This window comes from Pedobacter fastidiosus, assembly GCF_014306625.1.
GTDB lineage: Bacteria > Bacteroidota > Bacteroidia > Sphingobacteriales > Sphingobacteriaceae > Pedobacter > Pedobacter fastidiosus.
In genome coordinates, this window is sequence record NZ_JACRYL010000019.1 from 2867 (window position 1) to 19558 (window position 16692).

General features: G+C 35.9%; 12 protein-coding genes and 1 pseudogene. 3 read left to right on the forward strand and 10 right to left on the reverse strand.

Annotated features, from left to right (window positions below; translation table 11 throughout):
• Nucleotides 1-1621 (forward strand): annotated as a pseudogene (locus H7U22_RS23175) (DNA gyrase/topoisomerase IV subunit A); the annotation flags it as partial.
• Nucleotides 1622-1677: 56 nt separating this feature from the next.
• Here the strand turns inward: H7U22_RS23175 and H7U22_RS23430 are convergent.
• From H7U22_RS23430 to H7U22_RS18035, 6 genes are all read right to left on the reverse strand, one after another.
• Nucleotides 1678-4674 (reverse strand): collagen-like protein, encoded by a 2997-nt coding sequence (locus H7U22_RS23430; protein ID WP_222621897.1) that lies wholly within the window; start codon nt 4672-4674, stop codon nt 1678-1680.
• Between the two features lie 40 nt (nt 4675-4714).
• Nucleotides 4715-5059 (reverse strand): hypothetical protein, encoded by a 345-nt coding sequence (locus H7U22_RS18015; RefSeq protein WP_187072737.1) that lies wholly within the window; start codon nt 5057-5059, stop codon nt 4715-4717.
• A 34-nt stretch (nt 5060-5093) separates the two neighbouring features.
• Nucleotides 5094-6236: a type IX secretion system outer membrane channel protein PorV gene (gene porV / locus H7U22_RS18020; RefSeq protein WP_187072738.1), complete on the reverse strand. Its 1143-nt coding sequence runs from the start codon at nt 6234-6236 to the stop codon at nt 5094-5096.
• Nucleotides 6237-6267: 31 nt separating this feature from the next.
• Nucleotides 6268-6759 (reverse strand): T9SS type A sorting domain-containing protein, encoded by a 492-nt coding sequence (locus H7U22_RS18025; RefSeq protein ID WP_187072739.1) that lies wholly within the window; start codon nt 6757-6759, stop codon nt 6268-6270.
• A gap of 336 nt (nt 6760-7095) precedes the next feature.
• Nucleotides 7096-7746, reverse strand: a complete 651-nt coding sequence (locus H7U22_RS18030; RefSeq protein WP_187072740.1) for a response regulator — start codon at nt 7744-7746, stop codon at nt 7096-7098.
• Nucleotides 7739-10795, reverse strand: coding sequence for a ligand-binding sensor domain-containing protein (locus H7U22_RS18035; RefSeq protein ID WP_187072741.1), 3057 nt, complete (start codon nt 10793-10795; stop codon nt 7739-7741). Before H7U22_RS18035 ends, H7U22_RS18030 begins: the two co-directional genes overlap by 8 nt.
• Before the next feature lie 413 nt (nt 10796-11208).
• Between H7U22_RS18035 and pnuC the strand changes: the two genes are divergently transcribed.
• On the forward strand, nt 11209-11865 hold the full coding sequence (pnuC, locus tag H7U22_RS18040) for a nicotinamide riboside transporter PnuC (protein WP_187072742.1): 657 nt from the start codon (nt 11209-11211) through the stop codon (nt 11863-11865).
• A gap of 26 nt (nt 11866-11891) precedes the next feature.
• On the forward strand, nt 11892-12980 hold the full coding sequence (locus H7U22_RS18045) for an acyl-CoA dehydrogenase family protein (RefSeq protein ID WP_187072743.1): 1089 nt from the start codon (nt 11892-11894) through the stop codon (nt 12978-12980).
• Here H7U22_RS18045 and msrA read toward each other — a convergent pair whose 3' ends face one another.
• The 4 genes from msrA to H7U22_RS18065 form a co-directional block, all read right to left on the reverse strand.
• Nucleotides 12981-13523, reverse strand: coding sequence for a peptide-methionine (S)-S-oxide reductase MsrA (gene msrA / locus H7U22_RS18050; protein WP_187072744.1), 543 nt, complete (start codon nt 13521-13523; stop codon nt 12981-12983).
• Nucleotides 13524-13619: 96 nt separating this feature from the next.
• On the reverse strand, nt 13620-14621 hold the full coding sequence (locus H7U22_RS18055; protein ID WP_187072745.1) for a hypothetical protein: 1002 nt from the start codon (nt 14619-14621) through the stop codon (nt 13620-13622).
• A gap of 43 nt (nt 14622-14664) precedes the next feature.
• Nucleotides 14665-15708 carry a hypothetical protein gene (locus H7U22_RS18060; protein ID WP_187072746.1) on the reverse strand — a complete coding sequence of 348 codons (1044 nt, stop codon included), beginning with the start codon at nt 15706-15708 and terminating at the stop codon, nt 14665-14667.
• 100 nt (nt 15709-15808) lie between these two features.
• Nucleotides 15809-16690: a class I SAM-dependent methyltransferase gene (locus tag H7U22_RS18065; protein WP_187072747.1), complete on the reverse strand. Its 882-nt coding sequence runs from the start codon at nt 16688-16690 to the stop codon at nt 15809-15811.
• Between the last annotated feature and the right edge of the window lie 2 nt (nt 16691-16692).

Sequence of the window (16692 nt, forward strand, 5' to 3'; positions counted from 1 at the left end):
AAAGGCCGATGAACAAATGAAAAACTTGGAAGATGAAATCAAGGTGGTTAAAAATCACCTAAGACATTTAACAGAATATGCAACGGCATGGTTTCAGCGATTGAAAGATAAGTACAGCAAAGGTCGCGAGCGCAAAACCGAAATCCGTTTGTTTGATCGTGTTGAAGCTTCTAAAGTAGCATTGGCTAACGTTAAATTGTACATGAACCGGGAAGATGGTTTTATCGGTTCGGGTTTACGTAAAGATGAGTTTGTTGCAGATTGCTCCGATATTGATGAAATTATTGTTTTCCGTGAAGATGGAAAATGCATCATTACAAAGGTTGCAGATAAAACTTTTGTTGGCAAAGGAATTATCCATGCCCAAGTTTTTAAGAAAAACGACGAACGTACAATCTACAATTTGGTGTACAAAGATGGTACTAGCGGTACGTCTTACATCAAGCGTTTTGCGGTTGTAGGCGTTACTCGAGATAAGGAATATGATTTAACTAAAGGATCAAAAGGGTCGAAGATTTTATATTTTACTGCCAACCCGAATGGTGAGGCTGAAATTGTAAATGTCTCGTTAAAACCTCATTCTAAATTGCGTAAGTTGCAGTTTGATCAGGATTTTGCTGAAGTTGCAATTAAGGGTCGTGGATCTCAGGGGAATATTATTTCCAAATATCCAGTCAAGAAAATCATCCTTAAAAGTAAAGGTGTTTCTACCTTATCAGGATTAAAAATTTGGTACGATGATTTACTTAAACGCCTAAACGTTGATGGAAGAGGGAAGTATTTGGGTGAGTTTGACGGCGATGATCGGATTTTGCAAGTTCATAAAGATGGATATTACGAACTAAGTTCTTTCGAATTAAGTAATCACTTTGATGATGGCTTGATTTTAATTCAAAAGTTTGATCCAGAAAAGGTTTTTGCAGCGGTTCATTTTGATGGCAAAGCACAGAATTACTTTATTAAACGTTTTGTATTTGAACAACAATCCGTTGGACGGAAAGTTATCTTTATTAGTGAAGAGCCTAAATCTAGATTATTGTATCTAACGGCAAATCCAAGTGCAAAAGTTATTGTAGATGTTTTAAAAGGGAAAACTCAAATTCCAGAAACACTAGATTTAATTTTGACTGAGTTGATTGATGTTAAAGGTTTAAAGGCAAATGGCAATCGTTTGTCTCCTCATGATGTTCAGAAGGTAGTTTTAGAGGAACCTGTAGAAGAAGTGGAAGAAACTCAGGAAACTGAATTGGAAGAAGAATCAGATCTAACAGAAGAGGGTGGAGATGATACCAACGAAGCAGATGTAAGTGCAGAAGAAGAACCAAAGGAGATTACAAAATCGGAAGAGGTTGTAAAAGAATCGGTAGTTAAACAACCAGAAGTTAAAGTTGATCAGGTTGTAATCAAGCCTGTTGCCGAATCCGAAAAAACTATTGAAGCAGTTGCAGAAAAACCTATTGAGGAAAAACAAACTTCTAAACCAATTAAGAAAGAAGAACCAAAACCGGAAAAAATAGATAAGCCAAAACAGGAAGAAAAACCAATTAAAAAGGTCGATTTTGAAATTACCAATCCCGATGATATTGATATAGACGATAAAGGGCAATTAGGATTGTTCTAAAACAAAAATGCTGCTTAAAATTATTTTAAGCAGCATTTTTGTTTATAGAGCAAATACTATTTTACGCTAACTAAAACATTTATTTTTGCTACGGTTGGTAGATCAAAATCTTGTAATGCTTTTCCCAAAACTTGGCCAACTTTAACTTTATTCAAATCGGCTTTCATGGCTACTCCGCTTTGCGAAGAAGTAACCAGCATATCACCTCGTTTAATTGCGCCACCTTCCAAACAGACTTTGGTAGGAATAACGCCGATAACACCCATTGGCACTTTGCCCAAAAGCTCAGAATCTATGTTTTCCTCCGTTAATAAAAGACCTGGCTTAGTTGCATAAACACCTGCCACAAGGTTAGAATAAGCACCTGTAGATTTTTCTACTGCTCTATCTTTTTCTGTGGAGATTACTAAAATATCTCCTGGTTCAAAGTCTTTAGCTTCGCCATGTACATCAAATGCCTCGGCAACGTCGGCCCCACTTGCTTGAGTGCCCCCATTAAAAAATCCTTTTCCAGCAAGATTAATTCTAGCGACACTAGTACCATTATCCTGGCCAACAAATAGATTGCCCGATGCTCCAGAATGATTAATTAGTAGGGCATTACCAGTACCAACAGTAGTAACATGAACTGTAGGGTTTCCATTGGCTGTATTAAAATTGGCAAAACGTGCGGCTTTACCACCACCAAAATTAGGTGTCCAGCCATAAATTGCATTTCCTGTTCCATCACAATTGGCTTCAACGCCATTTCCGTTTTTACCAGCATTGGCTGTGATACCATTTCCGTTTCCTTCTGTTAAGGCAATTAATGCTGGTCCTGTTCCTGAGGCATTTGAAGAATAAAATAACCCACCAAAACCACCTGTTCCAGATGAAAGCCCATAAATTCCAGCAGTGCCAAAATTGGCAAACATTGAATTTACTTCACCTTTTACCGCAGCAGAAGTGCCCGTTGTTCTATCTACCTTAAAATTGCCCGCAATACCATCTCCAACAGTAGAAACATTTAATGCTTCAGTTTCATTATCTATATTAAAGTTCTCAAAGTGACCTGCACGGCCTGTACCGAATGATGGGATCCATCCATAAACTGCATCTCCGGTTCCATCAACATTCGCTTCAACAGCGTTGCCATTTTTCCCCGCATTTGCATTAATCGCATTACCATTTCCATCCGTTATGGCAACAAGTGCTGCCCCATTTCCTGAAGGATTGGATGCATAAAATAACCCTGCTCTTCCACCTGTTCCAGATGATACACCAAAAATACCTGCGGTTCCAAAGTTTCCAAAAATTGAATTTACCTCGCCACGAACAGCCGAGCCAACACCATTTGTGTTATTGATTACAAAAGAAGCAGCATTTCCAATTGTGTTATCTGGAATATTTCCCTTACCATTAGATTGTACTTCTAATACATTAACATCAGTATTATCTGCATTTGTATTAATGAAGCTACCTGCCTTACCTTTACTATTATTGTTGCCCACTTCACCTCTAATACCGGCTCCAGTTCCTGTTGTATTTGTTGCTATAAAACCTCGAACGCCGTATCCACCACCATTATTACGCCCAACTACAGCACCAGCAATATCGCTCGTAGCAATACCCACAACCGATTCTCCACCGCCAGTATTGGTTCCCAAAACAGCTGCAGAGGTCTGAGCCGATGCCGTAGCCCTTACGGCCATACCTGTTCCACTTGATGACGATATCCCGTCTCCAGTACCTGTTGTTGAAACATTAACTACAGTACCATTACCTAAAGTGCTTACAGTTAAAACATCGTTTGCATTGGAGTTGTTTGATATAGATATATTTGCTGCATTGCCATTTGTAGAAGTTGCACTTAATCCGGTTCCGGTATTGCTATTGGCGTACACACCATAGCCCGCACCACTAGAATTTCCATAAACGCCAAGGCCTGTTGGTGTAACTCCATAAACACCCCAACCGCTTCCGCCTTGGCTACCATAAACTCCAATACCCAAACCACCTGTACCACTATTTATTCCTCGCACGGCGGATGAAAACCCACCTGGAGCAGTTGAAGTAACTATCCCTCTTAATGCTGCAATACTGCTTGAGGTACTATTGCTCACACCTTCTATGGATGTTCCATCGCCATTATTGGTAATAGAAAATAGTGTTCCCGCTAAATTCTCAGTTGCTGAGTAAGGTAGCGTTAAAGATCCTCCAGCATCTAATCCTGGTGCCCAAGTTGTTCCGTTGTATTTTAAAACCTGACCTGCAGTAGGTGCTGTTGCTGAAATAGCTACATTTTGAATGCCTTTTACATTTGGATTTGGATAGTTTCCGGTTAAATCTCCACCAGCAACCCCTGTTAAAGCTCCCGCTGGGCCAACTGGCCCAATCGGTCCTGCTGGGCCGGTTGCTCCGACAGGGCCTTGGGTTCCTTGTGCACCACTGGGCCCAATTGGTCCGATGGGTCCTGCAACTCCTGTAGCACCAATTGGCCCTACGGGTCCTAATGGACCAACGGCTCCAGTAGCGCCAATTGGTCCTGCCGGACCAGTTACGCCTATGGGTCCTTGAATCCCTGCAGGTCCCGTTGCTCCTGTAGGTCCTTGAACTCCCATTGCGCCAGCTGGTCCCGTAGGGCCGGCAGGACCAATTGGGCCAGGATTTCCATTTGCTGCATAAAGTGCAAATGGAACACTCATAAGTTGTGTAGTACCAAGATCAGCAAAGCTTCCACCGCCAATAGCCAATTCAATTTTTAAAAACTGGTTTGCATTTTGCCATGGAACTCCTGCCAATATACCTGTAGATGGACTTCCTTTTCCGATTTGTAAAGTAAAAAGGCCTAAGTTATTTGTCGTCAAATCATGGGTTTCTTGATATTGAACAGGGCCATTAGCTGTACTTCCTAAAATGGAAATTCTAACTTTTACATTTTGCTTAGCCAGCACAGTTCCATCGTTATTACGAGCAACTGCTTGGTAGTTTATTCCTGTTAGTCCACTTTGTGCATAGGTATTGCCAAAGAACAATGCGAATGCGAGCGTAAGTATGTAAGTAAACTTTTTCATGTTAAATTATTTTAATTGTTGAGGTATTCGTTCAATTATTTTATTGCTTACTGCTAGCTTCCTGTTGCATTGGAGGCATTTTAACTTCAGTTTTAGCCTCTTTTTTATCAGTTTTTTGCTCAAGATCCGATGCCATTTTATCTGCGCTTTGAGCACTTTTTCTAGCTACGCTAACATTTGATTTTTGAACGGGTGGCGTATAGTTTTGAAACAATCTCTGTTTTGTAGGCGCACTAACGTCTTTAGAAACAGATTGCGCCTTAGGTTTTTGTACCTTAAGTTCTGTTGCTTTATTAGGGAATAAAGTGCTAATAGTAGATTTCTGAGCCTTCGCGTTTGCGATGCCAGCTATTGCCAGCATCAGCAAGAAAAATAATTTTTTCATTTTTTTAGATGGTTTATTAGGTTGTATAATATTTTTAATCAATGGAATAACTTAAGGTGAACTTGATGCCGTTTCTAAGTACATATCTTTTGGAAGTAGGAGCGATGTAACTCATATCAAATTGAAAAGGCTTTAACTTTAAGCCAATCCCCGCTGCGAAATGTTGTCTGTTGCCTTTTTCTGGATCTTCATAAAAATATCCCGAACGGATAAAAAATTGATTTTGGTAGGAGAACTCTAAACCACCGGCAATTGTAAATTCTGATATTTCTTCTCTGAAACCACCTGGTGCATCAAAAAGTGAAGAAAATAATGCGTTTGGAACACTTCTGTTTGGATCTTTTCCTTTTTCGATTTCTGTTGTGGTAATGCCATTTGGATCCAACTTGTATCTTGGTGGGGTAGGCACCATCAGTTTATTTACATCGAGCAAAAAAGTTAAGCTGTTTGATTTGTTTTTGAGCAGGGTAAAGCCACCACCAATCCGGAGATTCATGGGTAAAAAAGATTCTCCGCCAGGAGTAGATGAGTATTTAAGTTTAGTGCCAATATTGGTTAAACTTACTCCCCATGCGTACCTTGAATTGGTTAAAGTTTTTTCAGAATACACACTAATATCTGCGGCATAGCCATTAACCGCACTTACTTCCATGCCATTGAACGTGCCCATTCCAAGGTCGCTTCTAATGTATCTACCTGTTAAGGCGATAGCAAGTGCATCACCAAATTTTCTAGAATAAGTTCCATCTATCGAGAATTCGCTTGCCTGATATTGCTGTAATAAGCCACCACTTTCATCTCTAAAATTAATACTTCCCAAGTCTAGATATTTTAGGGATAATCCGATGGTTTCTCGATCTCCAAATTGATGATATGCACTTAAATTCCCTAAGTGTAAATTTTTGTCGATTTCTCTTAACCAAGGAACATAAGAAACACTAAGGCCTGTTTTATCAGCAAAGGAAAGCTTAGCTCCATTAATAAATCCGGAATTTGCATCACTCATTAATCCCGTTCCAGCTTCTGCAACGCCTGTATTGCGGGCATCAGGGCTGATGAGTAAAAAGGAGGCTCCTGTGGTTACAGTATTATATTGATTTTGAACTTGAGCCCGACTGTAAAATGTAAAGCAAAGCAATACAAACACAGCATATGTGATTTTGATAAGCGTTTTCATGAAAATATTTTAAGTAGGTAAAATTTAACTTTTATTGAATGACCAACTTTTCAGAGAATGTTCGGAAATTAACATAGAGCACAACGTGATACATGCCTGATGCAAGTCCGTTCAAAGGGATAACATATTCTATTTTGCCTGCAAGGCTTGTAACTGTACTAGAATGCACAATTTGCCCCGCATTATTTACCAAGTTGATTAAAACTTTTGCATCTGTAAGCAAATCGAAATCGACCTTGGTTTTGCCAACTGCCGGATTTGGATATACCCGCATATTACCAACTGCTGGTATAGTTAAAGAAGAGATTGTAAATTCTGGTTGCTGAAAACCCTGCGTAAGTAAAACGGCAGAACTCTGTTGTGTAAGTACAGCAACTTCTCCAACCGTGAATTGAATGAGTGTGTTGCCAGCTTGTGCGCTACCGCCGGTACTGCCTACAACACTTCTGGTTAGTGTAGTTTGAGCATTAATTTTTGTTGAATAGAGCCAACAAAATAATGAGAGTAAAATTACCTTTTTCATAGAGCGTTGAAATTGATTAGTTAAAAAGGAATTAATGTGCGATGTAACAATTAATTCCTAGATCAAGTTCTCTATCCTTATCCGGTAAAAAATAAAGATGTTTTTGATAATTGATCTACACAAATTGACATAAAGCAATTTGTTATTTCAATACGCTTTTTACGGTATTTTACAGGTTTGTAGCCTTAAATAGATTCTTTTTGGTAAAAGAAATACTTCGTTATTTTACTTAAGGTTATACATTAAGACACTTACTACGGTTGACTTGGTGCTTTGGTTCGTGTCTCTATGAACTAAATCAATTTCATTTTTTGAACTTTACAGTCTCTTAGTTGGTTAATCCAATCCCAAGAAAATTTTATTTTCCAAGGCATATTTAACTAAAGATGCAGCATTGTTTAGGTTTAACTTATGGAAGATATTTTTACGATGCGTATCTACCGTTCTAATGCTTAAATAAAGCATATCAGCTATTTGTGCATTGGTGTTGCCGTCTACAATTAACCTAACAATCTCTATTTCTCTAGAAGAAAGCAACTGTGGTTTATTGCCTTTATCGGGGTTTTTGTTATTCTGCAAAAATTCTTCTAAAATGGATTCTATATCTTCGGTAACATAATATCTGCCATTGCTTACTTCATCAATAGCTTTGAAAAGATTCTTATCATCAGTGTTTTTAAAAAGATAACCTTTTGCTCCAGCTTCCAGCATATTCCAAACGCTTCTTTTATCGTTTAACATGGATAAAACAATCACATTTATTTCTGGAAAGTCTGATTTTAGCAGTCTAATGGTTTGGTAGCCGTTTAACATCGGCATATTAATATCTAATAAAATAAGATCAGGTTTTTCCTTTTTAACCAGTTCGATAACCTCAATTCCATTGTTTGCGGAGGCGATGACATTAAAATCCTTTCGTACGGCTAAAATTAATTTTAGGCCGTTAATCAGCATATTATGGTCATCCGCAATAAGTATTTTAATCATCTATTTTAGATTTTGTATTGTGCCGTAAATTGATGGTGACGGTAACCGCTACGCCTTTTCCAATTTCAGTATCTATTTCAATATCGGCTTTTATAGCCTTAATATGTGCTTCTATATTGGATAGCCCATAACCTCGTTTTATCAGTTCGTAATCAAATCCCTTTCCGTCATCTTCATAAAGCAATATTAACTTTTCATCGCGATTTATAATCGAAATATAAATATTCTTTGCTTCCGAGTGTTTTATTGTGTTGTTAATTAGCTCTTGGCAAATTCTGTAAAGCGCATACTGTTGTGTGCTTTTTAAAATGGTTGTAAATCCAGAATGATCAAAATGAATAATTACAATTTCTAATCTACTAATGTTTTCTGTTAAATCCTGCAGGGCGATAATTAGGCCATTTTCATCAAGTGTTTTCGGGCTTAAATTAATCAAGGTAGTTCGTAAAACGTTAACAGCTTCATCAATATATTCTGATGATAACCGTCTTAGCTCGCCACTATCAATCATTTTATTAATATCGCCTGCGAGTAAATAATGTTTTAATGATGATAGTTTCAGCCCCAAATCATCATGTAAATCATCTGCAATTCTTTTTCTATCTGCCTTTTGAAAATTAATCATCTGCCTTAACTGTAAAAGTTGTTGATGTTTAATCCACCTTAAATACAAAAATAAAATCAAGGCCGATAACAAAATAAGGCTAATAACCATTGCAGAAATAAACCACCATTTTTTCCAAAAAGGAGATCCGATTGTAATGGAGAGCGTTGTTTTTAAATTGCTCTGTACATCTAACAACTCTAGTTTGAAATTTCCCGATGGCATGCTCGGGAACCTAATTCGATTACTGCCTAAAACGGTAATTTCCTTATTGTCGTAGCCAACCATTCTATAAACAATTTTCCGTTGCTTAGGATTGATGTAATCCATAGAACTGAAAGCAAATGTTAAGGTATTTTGGTTGTGTTTTAATATTAAGTTATTTACTGTAATTGGATTTCCTATCGCCGTATAAGGTTGATCGTTTATTAAAATTTCGGTAATTTTCGGTTGAGCAACACTTTTGTAAATATTAGTCTTGCTCGGATTGAAGATGTTTATTCCATTAATTCCACCAATTGCAATCTGGTTTGTATCAATTAACGCAATACTATTGGTGTTAAAAACCATGCTTTGTAAACCATCCGATATAGTATAGCGAATTTTGCTTTGCTTTTTGTTGTCATAGAAATACAACCCATTGTTCGTTCCAACCCATAAGTTTTTATTTCCATCGGCCAAAATACTTGTACAGTTCCCATCAAATATGCTTAGGTTATCTAATCTGTTGGTTGCAATGTTAAACTTTATGAGCCCAGAAGTTGTGGCTAGAAAAATCTTGTCTCCAATGGTCACATTCCCATTTGTGGCGTATGGCGATCTTCCAATTTCTTTTTCAAACTTAAATTTTCCATTATTTAGGCTATACAGATACATACTGGTATAAAAAGTTTGGACCAATATTTTGGTTGCAGAAATTTGAATAAGTCGTTGAATATTTGGCCAACTCAGCAATTGATTGATTTCATCAATCATATTAAAAACTAATTGGTTGTGATTTCTGATTTCAACTTTTGCAACGCCATATTCTGTAGCTGCATAAAAATCATTTCCAATTTTTGTGATCTGATTAATCTGAACTTTTCCATCATAATTTTTAGAAAAGATTGTTTTTAATGGAAAGAATTTGTCTTGCGATTGATTGTAAATAAAGAAAGCACCCGTGGCAAGTTCGATTAAAAGATCACTGTTGTTTAATTCAATCAATTTGCTGATTCCCATTTTTGAGAACTCATGCCTAACTGATTTATTTAAGTTTTGATTATAAACTAATAAGCCCGAAGTTTTAGTGCCACACCATATTTTTCCATACTTATCTTTTAAAATGAAACTAATGTCGTTATCAAAGCTCGAGTTTTTTGCTTCCTCTTTACCCAAATATCTTGGGAAAATTACCTTGTTTAAATTTGTATAATCTAAGCCATATCCATCTATTGCAACAAATAGATTTTGTTTTTTATCAATATAAATACGCCTAACATAATTTGCCGAAAGACTAAAAGGATTGTTAGGTTGATGGACATATTGATTAATGAATTTCTCAGTTTCTAAATCAAAAACCATTAATCCGTTATTTCGAGTGCCCACAAAAAGCCAAGGTTTACCCGGATATTTTGCCAAGGCTGTACAAACAATATTTTTAGTTTTGAGATAGGTATTAAAGGTTTCATATTTTTTTGATTTGGGATTTAGCTTAATCAATCCCTTCTCGCCGGCCAACCAAAATAAACTATCATTAGCAATATAAACGTCTTCAATATGGCTTACTAAACTTTGCCCATTCATAAAGAACTCCTTTACATTTTGTTCTTTTACATCATCAGCTTTATTTATGTAAATTCCTTTTACGCCCCTGCTTACAAACCAATTTAGCTTTTTATAGTAGGGGATGGGTGCAAAAATATAACCGTTAGAATAGGTAGTTACATAATTTAGCTTCTTTTGTTTCTCAATATACTTATACACATTGCCAGCTAAATAAACCCATAAATTTTCTTCAGCATCAATATAAAATGGAAATGAATAATAATTGGATTTAAAATCTGCCGTTTTTGGGAAACTGTATAAGCTGAAATTATCTTGAGCTTTATTGTATTTAACGAGATTACTTTGAGAGCCTATAATCAAATCGCCTTTCCTATCTTCAATAATTTTAGTAATGTAGCTTCCGGGAAAGCTAGATCTGTTTCTTGCAGATTCTTTATAAATAATACATGAAGTTCCATCAAACCTATTCAAACCATTTTCGGTACCAATCCACAAAAAATTATCCTGATCAGTGTGCAAGGCTCTAACCGTTGGATCGCTAAGCCCATCTTCTTGTGTTAAATGATTAAAGAGTAAAGTTTGGTTATTCTGAGCGATAGATTTTAAAGTGAAGACGCATAAGAATACGACCAAAAATTTTGTGTAAATAATAAAGGTTAAGGTTTTCTTCTTTATCATATCGATAAAATGTAGCGTATGGACTCAAGTTTGTTTGCTTTTCGAATTTAAATATAGAAAATTATACCAATTAACAATTTGCTGTCGACTGATTTACAGGTTTTTGTAGCGTGTATAAATAACATTGATATTTTAAAAGACGAGCAACATAAAATAGTTCTATATTTGCCTTACTCAAAGGGGTGCTTGTTAATTTGCAATTTCTGTTGCAATAAACTGGCTGAGATTATACCCATTACCTTGAGGAATGACCAATACAGAGTATCAATTTTAAATGCTGGTTGTTGGAATTTCTTAAAGTATGCACCTGATTCGGATAATGCCGACGTAGGGAAGAGGTTGATTTTACAATACTGTTTCGCCCTGAAAGCAGTTTTCAGTTATTTTATTCGCTTTAAGCAAAACGATTGTAAATGAATTTTCAAGATTGGTTCAGGCTTTTTCAAGAGCAAATTTTAAACACTTCCATTATAGAATGGCTTGCCGTTGGCTTCGGAGTATCCGAAGTTTTATTGGCTAAAAAAAACAACATCTGGTTATATCCAACAGGAATTGTATCCATTTTGCTAGGTATGTTTTTGCTTTTTAAGGCAAATTTATATGCAGAAATTATTCTTAACTTCTATTATCTCATTATGAGTGTATATGGGTGGATGATTTGGAAAAACAAAGAGAATCACCACCATAGAGAGGTGTATTGGTCTACAAAAAAAGAATTGATTATAGCGATATTAATCTCTGTTCTTGGATTTGGAGTGTTTTATGTTTCGTTAATTAATCTGCCCGAACATTTTGTGATTAATGGAACCGATATTTATTTTATAAAATCTGATGTTCCATTTGCAGATGCTTTCGTTTCAGCTTTTGCTTGGGCTGGAATGTGGCTTTTAGCGAAACGAAAAATCGAAAATTGGATCTTCTTGAACATTTCCAATATTGTTGCCATACCATTGTTGATTCATAAAAAATATATCATGATGAGTTGCCTAACTACCTTTTTGTTTGTCGTTGCCATTTTTGGATACCTCGATTGGAAAAAAATAATCAATAAGAAAATAGCCATTAGTTAATTAAAAATCATCCCAAAGCGAAAAGTATGCAAGAGACATTAATACAACCTTGGCAAGAAAAGGTAAACGAATTTGCAGGTTCCTCTGAAGAAATGGGACAACTTCATCCCGCAATTTTAGAGCTGGCTTACAAAGAGCAATGGTTTAAATTGTTCGTTCCGAAGATTTACGGTGGCCCAGGAAAAAAGCTCCCAGAAATTTTAAGACTTGAGGAAGAATTGGCAGAAGCCGATGGAAGTTTAGGATGGACTGTGACCTTATGTGCCGGGGCAGGGTGGTTTGCCGGATTTTTAGATCCGGAATTGGCTAAAGAAATTTTTGCCGATAGAGCAGTTTGCTTTGCCGGTAGCGGAGCCGTTGGCGGTACAGCAACTAAAACTGCAAACGGATATTTAATTAATGGCCACTGGAAATACGCAAGTGGCGCTTTACATGCAACTATTTTTACCGCCAACTGCATTTTAAAAAACGAAGATGGATCGGATATTTTAGATGAGGAAAGAATGCCTGAAGTTAAATCCTTTATCCTAAAAAAAAGTGAGGTAAATATTTTGCCAGGTTGGTCATACTTCGGTCTAATAGCAACAGGAAGCCATGCTTTTGATGTTATAAATGTTGAAGTTCCGAGCAATAGAACATTTAAAATAAACAATACAATTGAAATTGCGGATGAGGGTTTTGATTATCCATTTTTGCAATTGGCAGAAACTACGTTGGCGGTTAATAATCTAGGAATGGCGAATCACTTTGTTAAACTCGTTGAAAATTCATTTTATTCTAGATCTGGATTAAAGAGATACACTGATGAACAAATTGCTTTTTTTGATACAGAGTTAAATTCGAGTAAAAATAATTTAGCATCAATTAAAGCTGAATTTTATAAAGCTTTCGATGAATCGTGGGATGAAGTCATTACTAATAGAATTATCTCTGAAAGCAAACTAAAAGAGGTGAGTATTTTGAGTAGAAAACTAGCGCATACTTCTAGAAAAATTGCAGATACTTTATTTATTTACTGCGGATTGGAAGCAGCAAGGAAAGAAACGGAGATTAATAGAGTTTGGAGAGATTTACATACTTCAAGTCAGCATGCTCTACTTACTTTCGAAGATTAGTTATTCTAAGAGTCCGGGTTTAATTTTGTCTTTAAAATCTGAAGCAAATTTATTCAGCTTAGGTTGGATTACGAATGCACAATATGGCTTTCCTTGGTTTTGATTAAAATAATTTTGGTGATAATCTTCTGCTTCGTAAAAATCAGAGATAGGACTAATTTCTGTAATAATTGGTTTGTCGAAAACCTGTTGTTTCGTTAAATCATCAATCATTTGTTCTGCTTGTTCTTTTTGGTCTAGATTTGCATAAAAAATAACAGAGCGATACTGAGTGCCCGTATCATTGCCCTGGCGATTTAAGGTTGTAGGAGTATGTGTTTTAAAAAAAATCAGCAACAATTCATCAAATGTAATTACGTTTTCATCGAAATCAATTTGAATAACTTCAGCATGGCCGGTATCGCCATTACAGATTTCCATATAAGTTGGATGTTTTAAAGTACCACCCATATAACCAGAAATAACTTTATTTACCCCTTTAAGTGTTTGGAAAACGGCCTCGGTGCACCAAAAGCACCCACCCCCAAATATTGCTTTTTGCATATACTAAGTTAACGAAAACCATGCCATTTCAGATTTTTTAAAGGGCATAAAAAAACCTCGTAAAATTTAATTTACGAGGTAATGATAATGATAGGCCTAGAGTTTTCTTTCTTTTATTTTTTTTAGTTCTCCGCTTAAATATTCAATGCTGGTATCCTTAGGCTCGTAAGGGCTTTTTAATGCTGTCTCTTGAGCTTTAATTGCTTCATCAAATTTTCCTAGTTTATAAAGTAGGTGAGCTAAAGTATCATAATAGATTGCAAACGGCTTTAATTCTATCGCCCTTTTGCTCCACTCAATAGCTTTTGTTAAATAACTTATATTACTTGTTTTAGTCTCGTAAAAATTCCACGCAGCATTATTTAGATGTAGAGCATAAGTATTTGATATCGAGTTTTCTAAATATTTTTTTGTGTTATTGTTAAAATTAGTATTGTTTATAGATTCAATTTTTTTAATGCTATCTACACTAATTTTCATTAAATATTGGTCATAATAATTGGGTGCATTTCTGAGATAATTACTAGAATCTTGAACGCCACGGTAGTATTTTAACATTTCATACATATAAACACCCTCAGCATTATAAGAATCGTTGCCGTAAGTTCTTCTTGTAAAATCTGCTGCAGACATCGCTTTATAAATATCTTTGGTATTAATAGCTTCAGTCATTGTATTGTTTGTAATAGAAATATTTAATTTTATTCGCCTACTTAATGGCTCTGTTTTATATATGCTATCAACTATCTTGGGATTCGAGTAGGCTAATTTATATGCATTTCCATAAGTAAAGGGACCGGCTTCAAGTATAAAAAGCACAGTTTGGTAATTATTAAAATCATCTATGGTGAGCAAACTAACATAATCTTCAATCAATTCTGCATTATTATAAATCCCTGCTTTTTGCCTAGCATCAATGTATTTCCTTAATGCTATATTATCAGTTTTGTTTTCAAGGTAATTTTTTTCTATTTCATAAATTGGTTTCTCTGTAGAAAGGATGCCAATTTCTTGAGCAAAAGAAGAAAAACTGGAAAAGAGTATTATCAGCAATGAAAAGGAAAACTTCGTTATAGAAATTTGTGAGCGTTTAGACATAAATGAACATAAAAAAAGCCCGTATTCATTACGGGCTTTGATATTATTGGTATTGAATATAAATCGGTTTTGGAGTCAGTTTTAACAATTCCTCTGGAGTCATTAAACGCTTTGGCTCTTTCTTTAAATCGTTTTTGTAAAATAATTTAAATCCTGTAAACTGAACGGGTTCGCCGTATATAAAATGACGATAAGTTCCTTTTTTCAGTTCAGGTTCACCCCAACCATCCATATGCATCACAATCTGAACTTCAGGACGTAACTTAATATTTTGATAATTGGTAACCATTTTCTTGGTAAATCGGTGAAGAGTGAAAACTTTTGGAGGGATGTTATATTTTTTAACAAGATCTGCTAAGTAACCAGTTACATAGTTAATATCGGCAGCATCATAAGTTCCAATTTTTTTTCCAGGAAGAGATCCATCTTTCATAGAAAATTCAGGATCGATCCCTAAATGTACATAAGGCAACTGTAAATATTTTTCAATGTGCGGTAATTCTGCTTTTATCGTACTTAAGGCAACTTGTAAATCTAAAAATACGATTGTTCCAGGTTGCATTTTGGCGATCGTTAAAACAGAGTCGATTTGTTTATTACCCATTCTGTTGATGTATTTACCATCCTTTCCGGGAGTTCCACTAGCTACAGCAGCGATATAGTGTAAACCAGGTTGAACAGGCGTAGAAGGATCTGCCTTTTCCCACCGTTTAACTTCAGCATTTAAACGTTGCCACATTTCTTTTGGCGCATATTCGCCAAGTGCACCCATTTTTTTTGAGTGAAGGTTTCCATAATAAACTACAATACGTTTAAAGGGTAAAATAGCTCCAGCAAGTGGATAAGGCTGTTTTTTTACTGGCCATTTTCCAGTAGTATCTCCGTTAGCCAATTTGCGCACTAAAGAATCGTAAAGTTTCGGATCAACAGGTTTCATCACATTTACTGTAGAATCTGTTTTCTTTTTTGTTGTATCCGAAGAGAAGATTTTGCTTACGCCACCTTTGCCATCTGAATTGCAGTTGGCAAATAAGCTGATCGCGGCAAAACCAAGCATTAGTGTGCCCGCTAATTGAGGTAATTTCATAGATTTATTATAGATTTTTAATGTTTAATCAGTTTTTCCGAATCTGTATTTCATGAAAGTAGGATGGAAAACCGGGAGTGCAAAATAAAGTATTCAACATTTAAACATTGCAGAACTTGCCAAAAACTCCTAAAGGAAGTTTTATGCCTGCAGTTGCCTGTAAATACAATTCACCAGTTTCTAAATTTTTAACGCTAGGGAAGGATGTGCGAATTAAATTCTCTACAATAACGGAAGAAAATCCCAAAGAATAAGTATTAAGAATTAAAAAATGTTCTTTTTCATCTAAAAGCTGAACTACATCATGCATCATTTCCTGAATGTGATCTTCAAGCTTCCATTTTTCGCCATTTGGACCATGACCATAAGCGGGAGGATCCAAAATAATTCCGTTGTATTTTTTGCCTCTTTTTAATTCCTTTTTAACAAACTTCAAGGCATCTTCAACCATCCAACGGGTATTTTTCAATCCAGAAAGTTCTTGGTTTTCGTTTGCCCAGGTAACTACCTGCTTAATAGAATCTACGTGAGTAGTTTCTGCGCCAGCTGCATTAGCAATTAAGGAAGCTGCGCCTGTGTAAGCAAAAAGGTTTAATACTTTTGGCTGAGGCGTTTTAAATTTTTTGATAGAGGATGAAATAAAATCCCAGTTAACAGCTTGCTCTGGAAAAACACCCACGTGTTTAAATGAGGTTAAACCCAAGCGAAGTTTGATGGCAACCTCATCATTTTTATATTCTACATGCCAACGATCTGGCAACGCAGGGTTTTTTTTAACCCATTCGCCAGATGTTGCCGAACGACCTCTAAAGGTTATCGTAGCTGTTTTTTTCCATTCTTGTTCTGATAATGTTTTTTTCCATACCGCCTGTGGTTCAGGTCTAATTAGGATAACATTTCCAAAACGTTCTAATTTTTCAAAGTCCCCGCAATCAATCAGTTCGTAATCTTTCCAGTGTGTTGGGGCAAGTAATTGTATCATTT